The 19,017-nt window shown below is 32.3% G+C and carries 12 protein-coding genes; 5 read left to right on the plus strand and 7 right to left on the minus strand.

Annotation, left to right across the window (positions count from 1 at the left end; translation table 11 throughout):
* Positions 1-54: 54 nt before the first annotated feature.
* Positions 55-732, minus strand: a complete 678-nt coding sequence (locus Q0935_RS06280; RefSeq protein ID WP_299250152.1) for a ComF family protein — start codon at positions 730-732, stop codon at positions 55-57.
* Between the two features lie 200 nt (positions 733-932).
* On the opposite strand from Q0935_RS06280, the gene Q0935_RS06285 reads away from it, so the two are divergent.
* Positions 933-1,838, plus strand: a complete 906-nt coding sequence (locus tag Q0935_RS06285; protein WP_299250150.1) for a hypothetical protein — start codon at positions 933-935, stop codon at positions 1,836-1,838.
* Between the two features lie 66 nt (positions 1,839-1,904).
* Positions 1,905-3,446, plus strand: coding sequence for a glycine--tRNA ligase (locus tag Q0935_RS06290; RefSeq protein WP_299250148.1), 1,542 nt, complete (start codon positions 1,905-1,907; stop codon positions 3,444-3,446).
* Between the two features lie 81 nt (positions 3,447-3,527).
* Here the strand turns inward: Q0935_RS06290 and Q0935_RS06295 are convergent, their stop codons facing one another.
* The 6 genes from Q0935_RS06295 to Q0935_RS06320 form a co-directional block, all read right to left on the minus strand.
* Positions 3,528-4,109 carry a hypothetical protein gene (locus Q0935_RS06295; protein ID WP_299250146.1) on the minus strand — a complete coding sequence of 194 codons (582 nt, stop codon included), beginning with the start codon at positions 4,107-4,109 and terminating at the stop codon, positions 3,528-3,530.
* 90 nt (positions 4,110-4,199) lie between these two features.
* Complete coding sequence (locus tag Q0935_RS06300) at positions 4,200-6,176, minus strand: heavy metal translocating P-type ATPase (protein ID WP_299383488.1); 1,977 nt, start codon at positions 6,174-6,176, stop codon at positions 4,200-4,202.
* Positions 6,177-6,187: 11 nt separating this feature from the next.
* On the minus strand, positions 6,188-7,411 hold the full coding sequence (locus tag Q0935_RS06305; RefSeq protein WP_299383490.1) for an efflux RND transporter periplasmic adaptor subunit: 1,224 nt from the start codon (positions 7,409-7,411) through the stop codon (positions 6,188-6,190).
* Between the two features lie 5 nt (positions 7,412-7,416).
* Entirely contained in the window at positions 7,417-11,754 is a 4,338-nt protein-coding gene (locus Q0935_RS06310) for a CusA/CzcA family heavy metal efflux RND transporter (protein WP_299383494.1), read from the minus strand.
* 84 nt (positions 11,755-11,838) lie between these two features.
* On the minus strand, positions 11,839-12,156 hold the full coding sequence (locus Q0935_RS06315; RefSeq protein WP_299383498.1) for a DUF6660 family protein: 318 nt from the start codon (positions 12,154-12,156) through the stop codon (positions 11,839-11,841).
* 44 nt (positions 12,157-12,200) lie between these two features.
* Complete coding sequence (locus Q0935_RS06320) at positions 12,201-15,638, minus strand: hypothetical protein (protein ID WP_299383501.1); 3,438 nt, start codon at positions 15,636-15,638, stop codon at positions 12,201-12,203.
* Positions 15,639-15,850: 212 nt separating this feature from the next.
* On the opposite strand from Q0935_RS06320, the gene Q0935_RS06325 reads away from it, so the two are divergent.
* From Q0935_RS06325 to Q0935_RS06335, 3 genes are all read left to right on the plus strand, one after another.
* The gene (locus Q0935_RS06325) at positions 15,851-16,621 is read left to right on the plus strand and encodes an exodeoxyribonuclease III (RefSeq protein WP_299250135.1); all 771 of its coding nucleotides are present in this window, start codon (positions 15,851-15,853) and stop codon (positions 16,619-16,621) included.
* Positions 16,622-16,642: 21 nt separating this feature from the next.
* Positions 16,643-17,602, plus strand: coding sequence for an OmpA family protein (locus tag Q0935_RS06330; protein WP_299250133.1), 960 nt, complete (start codon positions 16,643-16,645; stop codon positions 17,600-17,602).
* Between the two features lie 226 nt (positions 17,603-17,828).
* A complete protein-coding gene (locus Q0935_RS06335) occupies positions 17,829-18,866 on the plus strand; it encodes an aldo/keto reductase (RefSeq protein ID WP_299250131.1) in 1,038 nt (345 codons plus the stop codon).
* The last annotated feature ends 151 nt before the right edge of the window (positions 18,867-19,017 follow it).

The raw sequence follows: 19,017 nt of genomic DNA on the forward strand, positions 1-19,017 counted from the left end.
TCGCTTTTTTAAAGCGTGTATTTATAAAGAATTTAACTTTTTATACTAATACTGTTAAGCAATTGCCATTGTGGCAATGCTAATTTTCAAACCTTCGACTTTGTTTAGTTCTAACATACAGGCTTCTAAAGTAGCTCCTGTAGTAATAATATCGTCGACTAAAAGAATATGTTTTCCAGCTATTTTTTGAGTGTTGGCTAATGCAAAAGTATCGTTTTTACCTGTCCACCGCGAGAACCTGTTTTTAGTAACTTGAGATTTAGTATTAGTAACTTTAAGTAATACATTATCCACATATTCAGCTTGTAAAGCTATCGCTATTTCTTCTCCAAACTTAGTAACTTGGTTGTAACCTCTACTTCTTAATTTCTTTTTATGTAGTGGCACTGGAATAACAATGTCTATGTTAGCATAATCTTCACATTTACCAAGTTCTGTGCCTAACCAAGCACCCAAAAAGGAGCCTGCTTGCTGCTGTTCTTTATATTTTAATTGATGTATAAGTTTTTGTGTTATTCCTTTTTTTTCAAACCTGAGTAAAGCTGTGCCAGTTTTAATTTTAGCTCTTCCATAAAATAGTTTTGCAATAAAATTATCTTGAGTTAAATGAAAATTGGTAAGTGGTAAAGAGTGTCTGCAATCTGTACATAAGTGCTCTTCGTTGTCAACTAATTGTAGTTGACACGTTAAGCATACTTTAGGAAAAAATAGGTTTATAAGAGCTCTAAACATGTTGTAGAAGAAATAATTTTGTATTTCATCGAAAATACGCTAACAATTTAATAATCAATAATAATAATAGCTATAATTGTGTAACCAAACCTAAGTTTTAAAAATTGTTTAACCCATAATCAATACTCTTAAAATATTAAAACAGAACTATTTTAAGAATCTACATCGCTAAAAATTCGCTTGCTATTTAGTAGAATAAAATGATAATAAACCCTCAAATATTTAACAATAAAATAATTATAGGTTCTTTAGCAGTGGCGCTAATTGTTATAGGTGCTTTGGGCTATACAAGTTATTATAACGCTAAAGAAAGTAATGCTTTTCTTGAGCAAGAAAAACATCTTGTTCAAAGTGAATTATCCGAAATGATTTCAAGTTACAATGCTATAGATGTAAGTAATGAATCGATAGGAAAACAGTTAGAGCAAACAAAATATAAAATCATAAAAATTTTAGATTCTGTTAAGCAAATAGATCTTAATTTCAGTGAAATTTCTAAGTATAAGGCACAGATTAAAGTGCTAAAAAAAGAGAATCTACTATTACTTTCAATGGTTGATTCTTTAGAGTCTGAAAATGCCGAGCTTAAATTAGTAACAGATAGTATTGTAGCTAATTTAGACGAGACAAAAGGAGTCGCGAATACGTTGCAGACTAAAAATAAAACGCTTTCAAAAAGAAATATAAATTTAAAAGAAGATTTAGAAATCGCAAAGCAGTTTAAAATTACAAATATCGTTGCAGAAGGTGTTAAAAGAGTTTCGTCTTCTAATAAGGTAATAGATACTAAAAGAGCAAGTAGAACAAATCAATTTCAAGTGTGCTTTACATTGCTAAAAAATGAATTATTGGCTAAAGGAGACAAGTCATTATACATACAAGTGTTAGATTCTAAAATGAATGTTATTGCAGATAAGGGGACAGTTAACTTTGGTAATACCTCTTTAATTTATTCTGATGTAGAAACAGTAGCGTATAATAATAAAGATTTAGAGGTTTGTGCTTTAATAGAAAAAGGAAGCGAAACGCTAGTAAAAGGAATGTATTTTATTAGTATATTTCATCAAGGAAATAAATTAGGCAGAACGACTATTGAATTAAAATAAAAATTATCCATTAATATTATTAAATAAACCGTTCCAAATTTGGAACGGTTTTATATTTTTGTAGCTATGGCAAATCAAGACGATCAATTTAAAAAAGTAATCTCTCATGCAAAAGAGTATGGTTACGTATTCCAAAGTAGTGAAATCTACGATGGACTTAGTGCAGTTTACGATTACGCACAAAATGGTGTAGAGTTAAAGAAAAACATTCGCGACTATTGGTGGAAAGCCATGGTGCAAATGCATGATAATATTGTAGGTATCGATGCCTCAATTTTTATGCATCCAACCACTTGGAAAGCTTCTGGGCACGTAGATGCTTTTAGCGATCCGTTAATAGACAATAAAGATTCTAAAAAAAGATATCGTGCAGATGTTTTAGTTGAAGATTATTGCCTTAAAATTGAAGCGAAAATTGATAAAGAAGTTAAAAAAGCAGCCAAACGTTTTGGAGATGCTTTTAATAAAGATGAATTTATAGCTACTAATCCTCGTGTTTTAGGTTATCAAGAAAAAATTGATGGTATTCTATCACGTTTAGGTAAATCTCTTGAAGCTGAAGATTTAGTAGATGTTAAAGCATTAATTGAAGAGTTAGAAATAGCTTGTCCATTAAGTGGAAGCAGAAACTGGACAGATGTTAAGCAGTTTAACTTAATGTTTGGTACAAAGTTAGGTGCAAGTGCCGAAACGGCAATGGATCTTTACTTACGTCCAGAAACAGCACAAGGTATTTTTGTAAACTTCTTGAATGTGCAAAAAACAGGACGAATGAAAATTCCTTTTGGTATTGCGCAAACAGGTAAAGCATTTAGAAATGAAATTGTTGCAAGACAGTTTATTTTTAGAATGCGTGAGTTTGAACAAATGGAAATGCAATTTTTTATTAAACCAGGAACACAAAAAGAATGGTTTGATAAGTGGAAAGAAACACGAATGAAATGGCACCTTTCTTTAGGGATGGGAGAAGATAATTACCGTTTTCATGACCACGAAAAATTAGCACATTATGCAGATGCTGCAACAGATATAGAATTTAAATTTCCTTTCGGATTTAAAGAATTAGAAGGAATACACTCGCGTACAGATTTCGATTTAAAACAACACGAAGAGTTTTCTGGTAAGAAATTACAGTATTTCGATCACGAAGAAAATAAAAGTTACACACCGTATGTTTTAGAAACTTCTATTGGTTTAGATCGTATGTTTTTAGCAGTATTTTCTAATGCTTTAATGGAAGAAGAGTTAGAAAACAATACTACAAGAACCGTTTTAAAATTACCAGCAGTTTTAGCGCCTGTAAAAGCAGCCGTTTTTCCTTTAGTTAAAAAGGATGGTTTGCCAGAAGTAGCAAAAGAAATTATTGAAGATTTAAAATGGGATTTTAACGTGTTTTATGATGAGAAAGATGCCGTTGGTAAACGTTACCGTCGTCAAGATGCAAATGGTACACCATTTTGTATTACAGTAGATCACCAAACGTTAGAAGATAAAACAGTTACTATCCGTCATAGAGACACAATGGATCAAAGACGTGTTGCTATTTCAGAGCTTAAAGACATCATTAAAAAAGAAGTTGATGTAAAAGAGTGGTTAATGAAAATGTAAAATTCATGCGAAAGCAGATGCCTTAAAATAAAAAATGCCCAAACTATTTAGTTTGGGCATTTTTAGTATTTTGTTATTTTTTTAGAATCTAATTCCAAAGTTAATTCCAAATCTAGGTTCTACATTATCTAAGTAATCATCATCAAAACTACCAAGGTTTCTTGCTATTTCTCCATTAATACCTAAAGTAAAGGTGTCATTAAATACCCATTTATGACCAATACCAAAACCTAAAGAAAATCCATCTACATCATAAGAGAATTCCTGTGCTACATTAGTGTCAATTACATAATCATAATAGTAATAATCGTCTACAGTTACTGTTCCTGTTCTAATTTTTGCTTGTGGATAAAAGAAAAATCCTGCATGGTCTTTTTTCTTTGAAAAATAGATTATGTAAGCTACTTTAAGACTAAAAGCATTAGAGTCTTTTAAATACCCAGAATCATAATAAGCGTATGTGTCAAAAAAGGTAGTGCCAATAAAAAGTGATTGATTTTTTTCAAAATAACGTTCATAATTAATATTAAAAGATCCTGCTATAACTAGATCAAAAAGGTTAGACGAAATCTCATTTTTTTTAGAGGTCGATTCTACATCTTCTTGAGAAAGTCCATAAAAAGATGTTAATAATAAAGCGAATAATACTAATGTTTTTTTCATAAAATAGATTGGTTAAAATGAATAAGTTATCAAAAGTCATACCATTATTAGATACTAAAAATAGGAAAAGGTTGCGTAGAAAATCTAGATTTATAAATGTTTCTTATAGGCTAATAAACGCAAAGCGTTTAATACTACAACAACTGTCGAGCCTTCATGAAATAAGACTGCTACACCAATATTGGTTAATCCAAGAATTGTAACAGGCATTAGTATGGCTACAACACCTAAACTTATAAAAATATTCTCTTTTATAATGCGTTTAGATGCTCTGCTTAATCCAATTACAAATGGTAAGTTTTCTATTTTATCAGACATTAAAGCAACGTCTGCTGTTTCTAAAGCGACATCACTCCCAGCAGCTCCCATTGCAACACTAACAGTGCTTAATGCCATCGCTGGTGCATCATTTACACCATCTCCAACCATTGCAATTTTTCCATCTGTTGCTAATAAATTTTTAATAGCTGTAACTTTATCTTCAGGTAATAGGTTTCCTTTTGCTTCTGTTAAACCTATTTGTTTTGCAATGGCATCACCAACATTTTGATGATCTCCAGTAAGCATAATCATGCGCTTAATACCAATAGCTTTAAGTCTTTTTAATGTGCTTTTTGCTGTTTGCCTAGGAGTATCCATAACACTAATTATACCTATCACTTCGTTTTTAAGAGCGACCAACATAACGGTGTGACCATGTTGTAAAAGACTGTCCATTCTTGAGGTTACTGTATCTTCAACTATGACACCTTCATCTTGCATTAATTTCAGATTACCAATAAGTACCTTAGCATTGTTGTAAGCCGCTGTAATCCCTTTTCCTTGTATGGCTTCAATATTTTTAGCAATCCCTTTAAAGCTTAAGTTATGAAGCTTTTTAATGTCTTTTGCAATTGCTTTTGCTAAAGGATGATTACTCAAGCTTTCAACTTCTAAAACAATTTGTAGAAATTCATTTTCTTCAAAATTATTTAAAGCAATAACGTTTGTTAGTTTTGGCTTTCCTTCGGTAAGCGTTCCTGTTTTATCAAACGCAATGGTGGTAATGCTTCCTAAATCTTCTAACGCTTTTCCTCCTTTAATTAAAATGCCTTTTTGTGCAGCTCTTGCTATACCGCTAAGCACTGCGCTTGGTGTAGATATTGCTAAGGCACATGGGCTTGCAGCTACCAAAACAGTAATGGCTCTGTATAAGCTTTCGTTAAAATTTTCGTCTATAATTAAGTAGGCAAAACATAAAAGAATGACTACAATTAGTACAATTGGGACGTACCATTTTTCGAATTTTTTGGTTAAACGTTGTGTTGGTGATTTTTGGGTTTCAACCTCGCTTACCATTTTAATTAATCGTGCAACTGTAGAATCCTGACTTAGTTTTAAAACATGTACTTCAATAGTGCTATCACCATTTATAGTTCCTGTAAACGCAATATGCTTTTTGTCGATATGTTTAAAATCTGGTAATTTGTCTAAACTAGCAATTGCTGTTTTGTCTACTGGCATACTTTCTCCAGTAATAGGTGCTTGATTTATACTACTATTTCCGGTTATAATTACACCATCTGCAGCAATTTTAGTGTTTGGTTTTATAACAATTGTATCTCCAATTTGTAAACTCTCAATTGGTGTTTCAATAAGCTGATTTCCTTTTTTAACCAATGCTATTTTTGGTGATAAATCGCTTAAGGCTTCAATAGATTTTTTAGCCTTATTCATCGCATAATGTTCTAACGCATGGCCTAAACTAAACAAGAATAAGAGCAAAGCGCCTTCTGCCCAACTGCCAATGTAGGCAGCTCCAATAGCTGCGGCAATCATTAAAAAATCGATATCAAAACCACCTTTGCTTATTTTTTTATAAGCTTCAATAGTTATAAAATAACCACCAAAAAAGTAAGCAAAAATGTAGCAAGTTAAAGCTACCCATTCTGTTTTAGTTAATAAATAAGAAAGTGTAAAACCGAGTCCTAAAAACAAACCGCTTGCTATTGAAAAATACAATTCGGTATTTTTTCCTAAAAAATGATTGTGATTATGTTCGGCTTTGGTGTGTTTGTGTTCTTCCATAAAACTATGTATTAATGTGAATGTTCTGCTTCACCTTTTTTCATTTCTGCTACTAAATAATAAGCTCCATTTTGTGCTATCAAAATATTTTTAGGTTGTTCTTCTTTAAAACGAAAAGCAGAATAACCGTTACTAGTATTTTTTACAATAACCTCTACAGGACTAAAAGCCCATTGGTCTCCTTCTTGCTTTGCCGTAAAAACGTAGTTGGTATTACCTTCTTCAAAAATAGCCGATTCTGGTAATGCGTTTTCAGTAGAATTATCAGTTAATATTCTTGCTGTAACATACATTCCGGGAATTAAATTACCATTTTTATTTTTAATCTCAGCATGAATATGAAGCGCTTTTGGACCTTCTTCAAAAGATTTTCCTACAGAGTAGATTGTAGCAGAGAGCTCTTTGTTTCCTAAAGACTCTACATTAATTTTCACGGTTTGTCCATTTTTAACCTTACTAATGTCTTTTTCAAAAACCATTAAATCGGCATGTATATGTTCTGTATTTACAACTTCCATAAGTGGTGTTTGTGGTAAAACGTATTGACCAGATTTTATAAATACCTTTTCTACATAGCCATCGATTGGACTTTTTACAGGAGCGATTTGAGAAATGTTACCAGCTTTAACGCTGTTAGGAGATAAGCCTAATAAATGCAACTGACTTTCGTAACCTTTTGTGAGTCCTTTTGCACTTGAAAAAGCAGATTTAGCCTGTTGGTAATCTCTGCCAGAAGCAACCTTTGCATCGTATAATTTTTGCTGTCTATTAAAGTCTTGCTCTAAAAAAGTAAGCTTATTAACTGTTTGCAAATAATCTGTTTGCATAGTAATAATATCTGGGTGGCTTATGTAAGCAACAACTTGTCCTTTTTTTACTTTGTCTCCTTCAATTATTTTTATTTTGCTAATATTAGCACCTAAAATAGAGGTGATTATTGCTTCGTTTTGCGGTGGTACGCCTAAGCTTCCGTTAACTTCAATGTAGCCAGACATGTTGCGTTTAGAAATAGTATCAACACTAATTTCTAAATCTTTAATCTGCGTATTGGTAAGTATAATTTCTTCAGAATGTGGCTTGTCTTCATCATGAGAATCGTCTTTAGAATGATCGTCGTGTTTTTCTGTAGTTTCATTTTCATGATCATCCGCTTTGTTCGTTTTATTTCCGTTATTACAACTAAAAAGCGCTAGTGTTATAGCAATAATTATATGTGTTTTATATGGTGTTTTCATGGTCATTAGTTTTTATTTGTATAGTATTCTAACTTAGTTTTACTGTCTAAATAGTCTTTAAAAATCTGCCAAGTATTAATTTCTAATTGTACAGCTTCTTTAATGGTTTGTATAAATGCAATGTAATCCATCGCGCCTTCTTTGTAAGATAATGTAGCTCCGTTTCGTTGTTGGATTGCTAGTTTTAAAGCTTCGGTTTTATAATACTCCCAGTTGCTTTTGTTTTGTTTGAATTGAGCAACGAGATTGATATAATTAGTTTCAAGTAAACTTTTCTTAACCCGATTTTTTTCTTTAATAATTTCAGAATTTATTTTTGAAGCTTTAGTTTTTCCTTTTACAGAATTAAAAATTAATGGTATTTGAATACCTATTTGAAAACTACTAAAACCTGACTGTCCGTTAATTTCTTGAAAACCATATTGCGCAGAAAATTTAGGGAGATAACTTGCTTTTTCTACAGCTGTCTGTGCGCTAGCAATTGCTGTTTGGTTGTCCCAGTAATTAAGTAACGGATGTGATGTCAAGGACTCATCAATTATAGTAGATTCATCTTCTAAAGCGGTAATTTCTGTATTTTCTACGTCGAATATAATAGCACTAAACAACCACTGGTTTAGGGTTTGTAAAGCCATGTTATATTTGTTAAGTGCAACTTGCTTTTGTATAGTAATTAAACGGCCTTGGTTTGCAGTCGAGCTATATTCTAATTGGGAAATAGCTTCGGTTTCATATCTTAACTCAAGAGCTTGTTCTAAGCCAAAAAAAACAGAATCTATAGCTGCATAAGATTGATAGGTCTTTTTTGCAACATAAGCATTTATCCAAGCCTTTTTTACATTTTGCTTTAACTCCAAACTGTTTAACTGAAGGTTGGTTTTTGCTAACTCAATATTTTGCTTTGCTAATTTGCTTTTAGCAGGACCTTCAAAAATTGCAATACCAGTTTGACCAATACCAAGTCTTGTGTAGGTAGCAGGATTGTTGTTTCCTATTTCTTCTCCTGAAGTAAAAATATTAGTGTCTCCAAAATTCCAAGCTGTAGTTTTTAGAGCTTCTTCTTTATCAATATTTAATTTTGAAGCTTTTAATGATGGATAATTTTTTATAGCCATATTTACTGCTTCGTCTATAGAAATGGTTTGATTTACCTGTGCATTAAGGCTAAATACGCCAAAGAAGACCAATAGTGAAGCTATAACTGTTTTGTAGTTTTCATTTATGCTTTCTGCTTTTTCATCTCTTGTTTCTATCCAGCGGTATAAAATTGGTATTATAAACAATGTAAGTAGTGTTGCGGTTAATAAACCACCAATAACTACTGTTGCTAGCGGACGCTGCACTTCGGCACCAGAAGACGATGATAAAGCCATTGGTAAAAAGCCTAACATATCTGTTAAAGCAGTTAGTAAAATAGGTCGGATACGTCTGCGCGTTCCAATACGAATACGCTCGTTAATATCTGTAACACCTTCTTCTTTAAGCTCGTTAAATCCGCTTATTAAAACTAATCCGTTTAAAACAGCAACTCCAAAAAGGACAATAAAACCAACACCTGCAGAGATACTAAAAGGCATGTCTCTTAAAATTAATGAAAATATGCCACCAATAATAGCAAACGGAATTGCGACATAAATCATTAAAGTTTGCTTCATCGATTTTAAGGCGAAAAAGATTAAGACAAAAATTAAGCCTAGAGAAATTGGTACTACAGTTTTTAGTTTACTAGTAGCACGTTCTAAGTTTTCGAAAGCACCTCCATACCGAACATAGTAACCTGTTGGAAGATTAATTTCGTTGTCTATTTTTGTTTGTATTTCTTCAACAAGTGTTTTAATATCTCTACCACGAACATTTATTCCAACATACACACGACGGTTTGTATTGTCTCGACTTATTTGCATTGGTCCTGGTTTAAAACTTATTTCGGCAACTTCTTTTAAAGGAATTTGAGAGCCGTTTGGAAGGCTTACAAATAGATTTTTAACATGATTTAAATCTTGTCGTAATTCGTCTTTCACTCTAACTACTAAATCAAATCGTTTTTCACCTTCAAAAATTGTTCCTGCAACTCCACCAGCAAAAGAGGTTTGAATAAGTGTATTAAGGTTGTTTATTTGTAAACCGTACTGCGCAATTTTAGCTCTATTATAGTGAATGGTTATTTGTGGTTGCCCAGAAGTAGCTTCTACTTTCATGTCTGCAACACCATCTACATTAGCAACTAGTTTTCCTATTTCTTCGGCTTTTTTAGATAGAATCTCTAAGTCGTCTCCATATAATTTAATGGCAATGTCTTCTCGAACTCCAGTAATTAGTTCGTTAAAGCGCATTTCTATGGGTTGGGTAAATTCGTAATTAACACCAGGAATAGATTCTAAGCGTGTTTTCATTTTAGAAATTAATTCTTCCTTGCTAGAAACGGTTGTCCATTCGCTTTGTGGTTTTAAAATAACAAACACATCTGCTATATCCATAGGCATTGGATCTGTTGGTACATCTGCAACACCAATTCTACTAATTATATCTTCAACCTCTGGAAAGTTTTCTTTTACAATTTTTTCAATTTTTGTAGTTGTAGAAATCGTTTCTGTAAGCGAACTTCCTGGTTTTAAAATAGCATGAAAAGCCAAATCACCTTCATCTAACTGCGGAATAAATTCACCACCCATTCTAGAAAATAGATAACCTGAGACAGCTAATAAAACAACAGAAGAAATGATAATAATTTTAGAACCTTTTAAGGCTTTAGCTAAACTTTTTTCGTAGATATTCTCTAACCAAATAACAGTTTTGTCTCCCCAAGTCAGTTTTTTATTTTCTGGAACTTTTAAAAATAAAGCCGTTACCATTGGTACGTATGTTAAGCAAAGTATCATAGCTCCAATCATAGCAAAACTGAATGTAAGTGCCATTGGAATAAACATTTTACCTTCAATGCCTTCTAATGCTAAAATGGGAAGGAAAACAATTAAGATAATAAATTGACCAAAGAAGGCGGTGTTCATCATTTTAGAAGAAGAACTGTAGGTTAGTTTGTCGCGTTCTTCTTGATTAATTGTTTGTCCTTTTTTAATACGTTGATACATTAAGAAAACAGTGCTTTCTACAATAATAACTGCTCCGTCCACAATAATTCCAAAGTCTATAGCACCTAAACTCATTAAGTTTGCCCAAACACCAAAAATGTTCATTAATATAAAAGCAAATAATAGTGATAGTGGGATGGTTGAGGCAACAATTAAACCGCCTCTAAAGTTTCCTAAGAAAAATATTAGAATAAAAATTACAATTAATGCACCTTCAACTAAGTTTCTTTCTACTGTTGAGGTTGTACTTTCTATAAGTTTACTTCGGTCTAAAAAAGGTTTAATGGTTACACCTTCTGGAAGCGATTTTTGTATCTCTTCAATTCTAGAGGTTACATTATTAATAACTTCATTTGTGTTAGATCCTTTTAGCATTAATATCATGCCACCAACAGCTTCTCCTTCTCCATTTTTTGTTAATGCACCATAACGTATGGCGTTACCAAATTTAACTGTTGCTATGTTTTTAATAGTAATAGGAAGTTCGTTTTTATTAGCAACAACAATGTTATTAATATCTGTAATTGTTCTTGCTAAACCTTCGCCACGAATAAAATTGGCTTGGTGGTTTTTTTCGATATATGCACCTCCAGTATTTTGATTGTTGTTTTTTAAAGCGTTAAAAACGTCGTTAATACTGAGGCTCATAGATTTTAAAGTATTAGGATCTATAGCAATTTCGTATTGTTTTTTATGTCCTCCAAAAGCATTAACTTCTACTACACCAGGAACCATTGCCATTTGTCTTCTAATAATCCAATCTTGAAAAGTACGTAAGTCTGTAGAAGAATATTTGTCTTTAAATTCCGGATCTACTTCTAATGTGTATTGGTAAATTTCGCCTAATCCAGTAGAAATTGGTCCCATAAAAGGCGTTCCGAAACCTTCGGGTATTTGGCTTTTAATTTCGGTTAGTTTTTCACTAACTAATTGTCTTGGTAAGTAAGTATCTAAGTCGTCGCTAAAAACAATAGTAACTACAGAGAGTCCAAAGCGAGAAATAGATCTAATTTCTTTTACTTCTGGAAGGTTTGCAACAGCTAATTCTATTGGGTAAGTTACAAACTGCTCGATGTCTTCGGTTCCTAAATTTGGCGCTTGTGTTATTATTTGTACCTGATTGTTTGTAATGTCTGGAACAGCATCTACGGGTACTTTTTGTATGCTATATATGCCGCCAACTATAAGTGCTAGCGTAAACAATGCAATAACAAATTTGTTATTGATTGAAAAGTCAATAAGTTTATTAATCATTATGATTTTTGATTTAATTCTGTAAATAAAATGTGTATTTACTCTATTAAATAGAGTAAAAAAGGCCTGAAAAGATTCAGATATTTAAGAATTAAATTGAGGAGGTTGTAAAAGACTGTGTATATGGTCTCTACTTATGTTTTCGAAATAAGAAGGCATTTTTCTAGTCTCTTCTATTTTTGAGAAAACGAAATCTATTGGTTGAGATGATATAATTTCTATATGGCAACATTGGCAAGTGCAAAAAGGAGAGCACAAATCTTGAGTATGGTTATCTGTACCATGATCGCTAGAAACGTAAGTATCTTGAGAAGTATTGCTATTGTCTATTGCCACATCGTTACACGGTATAAGTGTAAGACCTGTTAAGTAAATAGATAATATGATTGCAATAAATTTCACGATGTAAAGGTATTCTATTTTTTAGATTAGAAATGTTAAGAGTATTAAAAATAAGCCTTCAACTGTACATTGCCAGTATGGATAGTCTTACTAGTCTCGGTTTTTCTACCATAATAAGTCAAATTTAAATCTAAAAACTTAGTAATTTTTTGTTGCGCTAATAAGCTCCAAGTTAGGTTTTTTCCTGGTTGTAAGCCTTCAAGCATTTGGTAGCCTACAGGTGAATTAGCATTGCCTTCGAAAGCGTTAGAAAACACATTAAACTCTCCAGAAATTGCGGATTTTACGTTTTTAGTTACGGCAAAAGAGAAGCCATATTTTTGTTGATTTAAGGTTTCTAAATCACCAATCGTATTTCCTTTGTTTGTGTATTGATAAAAGACATCGAAACGTACATTGTCGTTTAATAAATAAGATAATTTTGGATTGAAGCGCTCTTCATCTATATTAAAATTTTTGGAGACAAAGTTTTCACTTTCGCTATCATTTTTATCGAAACCGGCAAGAAAATTAGCAAGCCAGCTTGTGGCAAATTTATGATTGAAATTTAATTGATGACTTTTTAAACTATTAGCAATAAAGCCTACAGATAATACATTTCGAGATTGATTACTTAAATACGTATAAGAGGTTGTGTAATGTTGTTTACCACGATTATAACTTAACACGTTTCTAAAATTAAGCTGAAGCCCTAGTTGGTTATCTTCATCACTCTCAAACGGATTAATATTAAAAGCATTGCCTTCGCGTTTAATTTTTCGGTCTATTAAATAACTACTTTGGTTATAAAAATGCGACAAGAATTTTTTGCTTTTATTGTCTTCGTTTATCCAGTTCGTTGGATTTAAAGTTAATGCTTGACTTAGCCTATTTTGATGTGTTTTTATAAAAACTTGGTTTGGTAATAATACTCTTATATATAAACCTTGATCTTGAAACTGAGCGATTTCAAATTCTTCTAATTCTTGGATGCCGTTACCGTTATAATCGTTCCAAGTGTAAGCACCTTGACCAGGTTCTACTTCTACATAGGTGAAATCTTGTTGGGCTAAGGTTCCGGAATTGGTTTCGAAAACGGTATTCCAATTTATTATGTTTTTAAAAAACTGCTGACTAAATAATAATCTAGAATTTATAGATTGTTCGTCTTCTAGGTTTTCATCAGTATTTTTTAAAGTTCTGTAATTAGCAAATAACGACAGGTTTGTACGCTCGTTTTTTATTAATCTAGAGTTTAAATAGTAGGTGTTAGATTGGTTAACACGCTGTAAGTTGTTGTCTCGTAAACTATCATTTACTCTGTATTTGTAACCAATTTCCGCAAAAACACCAGTGCTGTCTCCAATTCCTGTAAAGATTTCGTAGGCTTTAAAACGCTGGCTTAACTCTGTAAATTCATTAGTTACAACGTCTTTTTGTTCGTTGTTTTCAGCAGAGAGTCTTCCGCCAATCCAACTCTTTTTAAGGTTGTAACGTGCCTCATTATAAGTACGTAAAAAAGTTGAGGTTGTTTCTGTGGCGTTACTGTTTAAAAGACTTGTGTTTGTTGTTAGCGTTAGTTTTTCCTTCAGAAATAATTTAGCATTTACTGTATGTTTATTACCATTAAAATTATTAGAAAAACCAAGATGCTCGAACAAATAATTAGCTCTTCCTTTTTTATCATGAAAAGCTCTTGTTCCGGCAGTAAACAAAACTTGGTCACCAAAATTAGAGTTCAATCCATTAGAAGTTGTTGCGTTAATATTCCAATCGCGATTAAATTCTGGATTGTATAAGCCTTGAATATTTCTAAATTCTTCTTGAATAAAATCGGTATCTACAAAAGCATCTAAATTCCACAAACTGTCTTGTTTAATAATAGATTGGTTAATGCTAAGTTTTCCTGCGAAGCCATTATTATCGTTATCATCTAAACTAGAAAATAAATTTAAATCGTTTTTACTTCCTGCAAATTCAAAATTTATAGTTGTTTTTTCAGATGGTGTATAACTTCCGTTAACCACTGCAACTTGAAGTTTTACAGGCGCAACCAATTGTATAATAGGTTCAAAATCACCTTGAGGAGTTCCGCCAATTGGCGCAATATATTCGTAAATAGTATTTATTGCATTAATGTTACTTATTATATAATTACCTAAATTATCACCAACATTTGTAAAGCGAACGCTAAATAAAGTATCGTCTGCATTGTTAGAAAACTCAAAGATTTCTACACCATTTACAATCTCTTTTTTGTATAAAATTCGATTTTCGTTAAAGGCTTCTTGAACGCTAGAAGGCGCTACCATTTGTGTTCTGTCGTCTCCAGCTTCGGTTAAAACATTAACTTGGTCAGAAGATAAATTTTGTTGTAAAGGATTGTTTTTAGCATCATTTTCCGAATATACCGAAGCTCCAATTTTAAATTTTTCAGACTCGTAATTACCTCCTGCATAAGCTACTAGTCTCGAGTAATTTCTATCGCTAAATTGGTAGTCTACAGTAATTCGCATTTCGCTTGTTATAGGAAATGTAGAATTAAATATAATTTCGCCAGCGTTGTAATCTATTATATAATCTTCGTTTTCGCCACGATCTACTATAATACCATTAACATAAACAGTTTCACTTCCGGAGACAATTAATACAAACAATTCACCATTTTGACCTTGTAATTTGTAAGGTCCTTGATTACCTTCTTGTGCCGTAAATTGACTTGTAGTAAACTGTCCACGAACTAAAGCACCTGCTGCAAAAAGCTTAGTTTCGGCATCTTCTTCTCCTAATTTTGCTCTTAACGAAAGACCTTGAACGCGTTTAGAAAACTCAGCAAAATAAGAATCGTTATTTTCTAAGTCTACATCTCCAGCTCTTATATTCCATCGGTCGCTAAAAATCTCCACAAAAACTTGATCAAATTCATCTAATCTTTGAGAATAGCCAGTTTCCTGTAAAGGAATGTTTGCATCTTGAATAGAGGCGCGAAGGGAAACTTTATCGTTTAGTTTTCCAGTAATTTGTAGGTCTAGCTCACTATTTAATACAGAGTTTTGGTTGTTTCCAATGGTTACACCTCTAGAAATGCTTCCGCTAGTAGTTAAGCCATCAAAAGGTTTGAAATCGTTCTCTGTGTTAGATTGTTTTATTTTGTAAAGTCTGTTAGCTTTATCATTGTTTTCGACTATAATAGCTTCGTCAAATTGCTGATAAACTCGCGTAAGATATTCTGGATATTTAAGATAGTTTATAACTAGTGAGTCGGCTATAATCGGTTTTTTAAAAGCTAAAATAGCTTTAGAGAAATCTACAGAATAATAAGTACTATCTATAATTGTAGAGTCTTTAAGTTTAACAGAGAAGTTGTTTGGGTTTATGCTTACACTGTCTATGGTAATCGATTCGGCTTTAGCTACAGTTTTTTGCCTAAAATTAGCATTGCGATCTTGGGAGAAAGCAGCAATTCCAAATAAAAAAATAAAAAGAGTAGCGGTAAACTTCATATGGTAGTTAAACTAAAAACAAAGCAATATATTTTGTTAATAGTTTATGTTTAATTTAGGAGTTATTTAATGTTGTAAAAGTAACGCATTATTTATTTTAGCAGAAATAACAATAATATATAATGAAACGACCATGTTAAAACGTTATTATCCTGTATTTATACTTAATAACAAATAGCATGAAATAGTTGAAAAAAAATAAAAACAAATACATGAAAATAATCTCTTATAACGTAAATGGAATACGTGCTGCAATTAAAAAAGGTTTTATAGAATGGTTAATTAGTGCAGATGCAGATGTTGTGTGCTTGCAAGAAACTAAGGCTATGGAAGAGCAATTAGATTTGTCGTTGTTTGTAGAAGCAGGTTATAAATACAATTATTGGTATAGCGCACAAAAAAAAGGATATAGTGGTGTTGCTATTTTAAGTAAAACAGAACCAAACCATGTCGAGTACGGTACAGGTATTGAAACCATGGATTTTGAAGGTAGAAATATTCGTGCAGATTACGATGGTGTTTCTATAATGAGTATGTATTTGCCTTCTGGAACCAATATAGAAAGGCTTGAATTCAAGCTTAATTATATGGCGGAAATTCAAGAGTACATAACAGGATTAAGAGATACGGTGCCTAATCTTGTTGTTTGTGGAGATTATAATATATGTCACGAAGCAATAGATATTCATAATCCAAAAATGAAAAACGTTTCAGGGTTTTTACCGGTAGAACGCGAATGGATAGGCGATTTTATTGAGAGTGGTTTGGTAGATTCTTTTAGATACTTAAACCCAGAAAGAGTAGAGTATAGCTGGTGGAGTTATAGAGCAAATTCTAGAGCAAACAATAAAGGATGGCGCCTAGATTATGCAATGGTTACAAAACCGTTACAAGAAAAAATAAAAAGAGCCGTTATACTAACAGAAGCTAAACATAGTGACCATTGTCCTATACTAGTAGAATTAGAAAACTTAAACGCATAAAAAATAAAAACAGTCCCAAAGATGAAAAACAAATTCACAGTCATAGCCTTATTATTACTCGTAGCAACATCATGTGTGTCTCCAAAAGTTTATAAAAATTTAGAAGATAAATACGCTGCATTAAAAAAAGAGAATAGAAGCTTACAAGACGATTATAACGATTTACTAAAAGCTAAAACCAAAGCAGATAACGAACTGAAATTTACGAAAGAAGATTTCGATAGTACAACGGCTGATAAAAATCTTTTAGATGCCAACTATAAGGCACTAGTTAAAGAACACAAAAACCTTAAAGCATCTTACGACGCTTTAGAATCTAATAGCTCATCTGCAATTGCAGCCAATTCTAAAAAAAATAGAGAACTATTGGCTCAGTTAGAAGCAAAGGAGCAAGCATTAGCTTCAGAAAATGCGAGATTAGAACAATTAAAAAAAGAACTTGAAGCACGATCTAATAGAGTTGCAGAATTAGAAAGCGTTATCGCAGCAAAAGATGCAGCAATGACTAGTTTAAAAAATGCAATTTCAAACGCATTAACAGATTTCGAAGGAAAAGGTCTTACCATTGAGCAACGTAACGGAAAAGTGTACGTTTCAATGGAAAACAAATTATTGTTTAACTCTGGAAGTTGGGCAGTAGGTGTAGAGGGTAAAAAGGCGGTTAAACAATTAGGAAACGTTTTGGGTGATAATCCAGAAATTGCCGTTTTAATAGAAGGTCATACAGACAATGCACCTTATTCTGGTTCAGGTCAAATTAAAGGGAACTGGGATTTATCTACAAAAAGAGCAACAGCAATTGTAGAAATTCTTAGAGAAAACAATAATATAAATCCAGAAAATCTTACAGCCGCAGGACGCGGAGAGTTTTTGCCAATTGCAAGTAATGATACCGCAGAAGGGAAAGCCAAAAACCGACGTATAGAAGTTATTTTAACTCCAAAATTAGATGAGATTTCTAAGTTGTTAAACGAAATTTAATTTTTGGGCGTTACCAAGACAATGCTAAAAAAAAAAGCATTGCCTCGGTCAGGCTCTCGGCAGTCGCTCTCTGCGAGGAGCTTCAACAATGCCTCCATCCTTAACGCGATTACCAGCAGATATTTTCTAAACGAGAATATACCTTAACAAACATTTAGACCTTTCTTTATATTATTAAAGAAAGGTCTTTTTTATATTTATAGAAAAATTACTATTTATTAAAACTATGAAATACACAAAACTTCCAAACACAGATATAAAAGTGAGTAAAATTTGCCTAGGCTCTATGACTTGGGGAAACCAAAATACAGAAACCGAAGGACATTTGCAGCTAGATTACGCAATAGATCAAGGTGTAAATTTTATAGATACTGCCGAAATGTATCCTGTGCCTGCCACCAAAGAAACGCAAGGTGCAACAAGTAAGGTTATTGGTACTTGGTTAAAAAAAACAGGAAATAGAGAAAAAGTAATTTTAGCATCTAAAATTGCTGGAAACGGAGATTATACTGCACATATTAGAACCACAGGTTTTAGTAAGCAAAGTATAAAAGAGGCTGTAGATAACGAGTTAATAAGATTGCAAACAGATTATATAGATTTGTTCCAGTTACACTGGCCAGAAAGAGAAACAAATACCTTTGGAGTTAGAGATTATAAACACAACCCAAACGATAAGTGGGAAGACAATTTTAAAGAAGTTTTGGAAAGTTTAGATGCTGTTATTAAAACAGGTAAAATTCGTCATATTGGTTTATCAAACGAGAAAGCTTGGGGAACTATGCGTTATTTGGAGGAGTCTAAAAATAACAATTTGGCAAGACCAGTAACAATCCAGAATGCATATTCACTTTTAAATAGAGTTTACGAAGGAGATATGGCCGAAATATCAATGCGAGAAAATGTAGGGTTACTAGCTTATTCTCCAATGGCATTTGGTGTGCTGTCTGGAAAGTACATTAAAAATGCAGCACCAGAAAATTCAAGATTAAAACTGTTTCCAAGATTTGCAAGGTACAGTGGTGAAGAAGCAACAAAAGCTACACAGCAATATTTAAAGTTGGCCGAAACTAATAATATGTCTTTAGCTCAAATGTCATTAGCGTTTGTAAATCAAAGAGAGTTTTTAACAAGTAATATAATAGGAGCAACAAATTTAGAACAGCTTAAGGAAAATATTAATAGTATAAATATAGATTTAAGTAAAGAACTATTAGATGCTATTAATGCTATCCATAATACAATACCAAATCCTGCACCATAAAATGTAAGAAAATAGCTGTGTATGTTAAAAACAAAGAGATCGAACATTTTTTAAATTAACACTTTTAATCGTGAATAAATGTATTTAATCTATAAAGAGAAACTTATAGAACTTACGATTAAATTTTTATTTAGTTTAGTACATTACTTAT

The organism is uncultured Lacinutrix sp. (genome assembly GCF_947500605.1).
Taxonomy (GTDB): Bacteria; Bacteroidota; Bacteroidia; order Flavobacteriales; family Flavobacteriaceae; genus Lacinutrix.

What these genes read in the sequence shown, in the direction of transcription:
- Q0935_RS06280 (WP_299250152.1), bottom strand. Translation starts at nt 732, where the DNA reads ATGTTTAGAGCTCTTATAAACCTATTTTTTCCTAAAGTATGCTTAACG.
- Q0935_RS06285 (WP_299250150.1), top strand. Translation starts at nt 933, where the DNA reads ATGATAATAAACCCTCAAATATTTAACAATAAAATAATTATAGGTTCT.
- Q0935_RS06290 (WP_299250148.1), top strand. Translation starts at nt 1,905, where the DNA reads ATGGCAAATCAAGACGATCAATTTAAAAAAGTAATCTCTCATGCAAAA.
- Q0935_RS06295 (WP_299250146.1), bottom strand. Translation starts at nt 4,109, where the DNA reads ATGAAAAAAACATTAGTATTATTCGCTTTATTATTAACATCTTTTTAT.
- Q0935_RS06300 (WP_299383488.1), bottom strand. Translation starts at nt 6,176, where the DNA reads ATGGAAGAACACAAACACACCAAAGCCGAACATAATCACAATCATTTT.
- Q0935_RS06305 (WP_299383490.1), bottom strand. Translation starts at nt 7,411, where the DNA reads ATGAAAACACCATATAAAACACATATAATTATTGCTATAACACTAGCG.
- Q0935_RS06310 (WP_299383494.1), bottom strand. Translation starts at nt 11,754, where the DNA reads ATGATTAATAAACTTATTGACTTTTCAATCAATAACAAATTTGTTATT.
- Q0935_RS06320 (WP_299383501.1), bottom strand. Translation starts at nt 15,638, where the DNA reads ATGAAGTTTACCGCTACTCTTTTTATTTTTTTATTTGGAATTGCTGCT.
- Q0935_RS06325 (WP_299250135.1), top strand. Translation starts at nt 15,851, where the DNA reads ATGAAAATAATCTCTTATAACGTAAATGGAATACGTGCTGCAATTAAA.
- Q0935_RS06330 (WP_299250133.1), top strand. Translation starts at nt 16,643, where the DNA reads ATGAAAAACAAATTCACAGTCATAGCCTTATTATTACTCGTAGCAACA.
- Q0935_RS06335 (WP_299250131.1), top strand. Translation starts at nt 17,829, where the DNA reads ATGAAATACACAAAACTTCCAAACACAGATATAAAAGTGAGTAAAATT.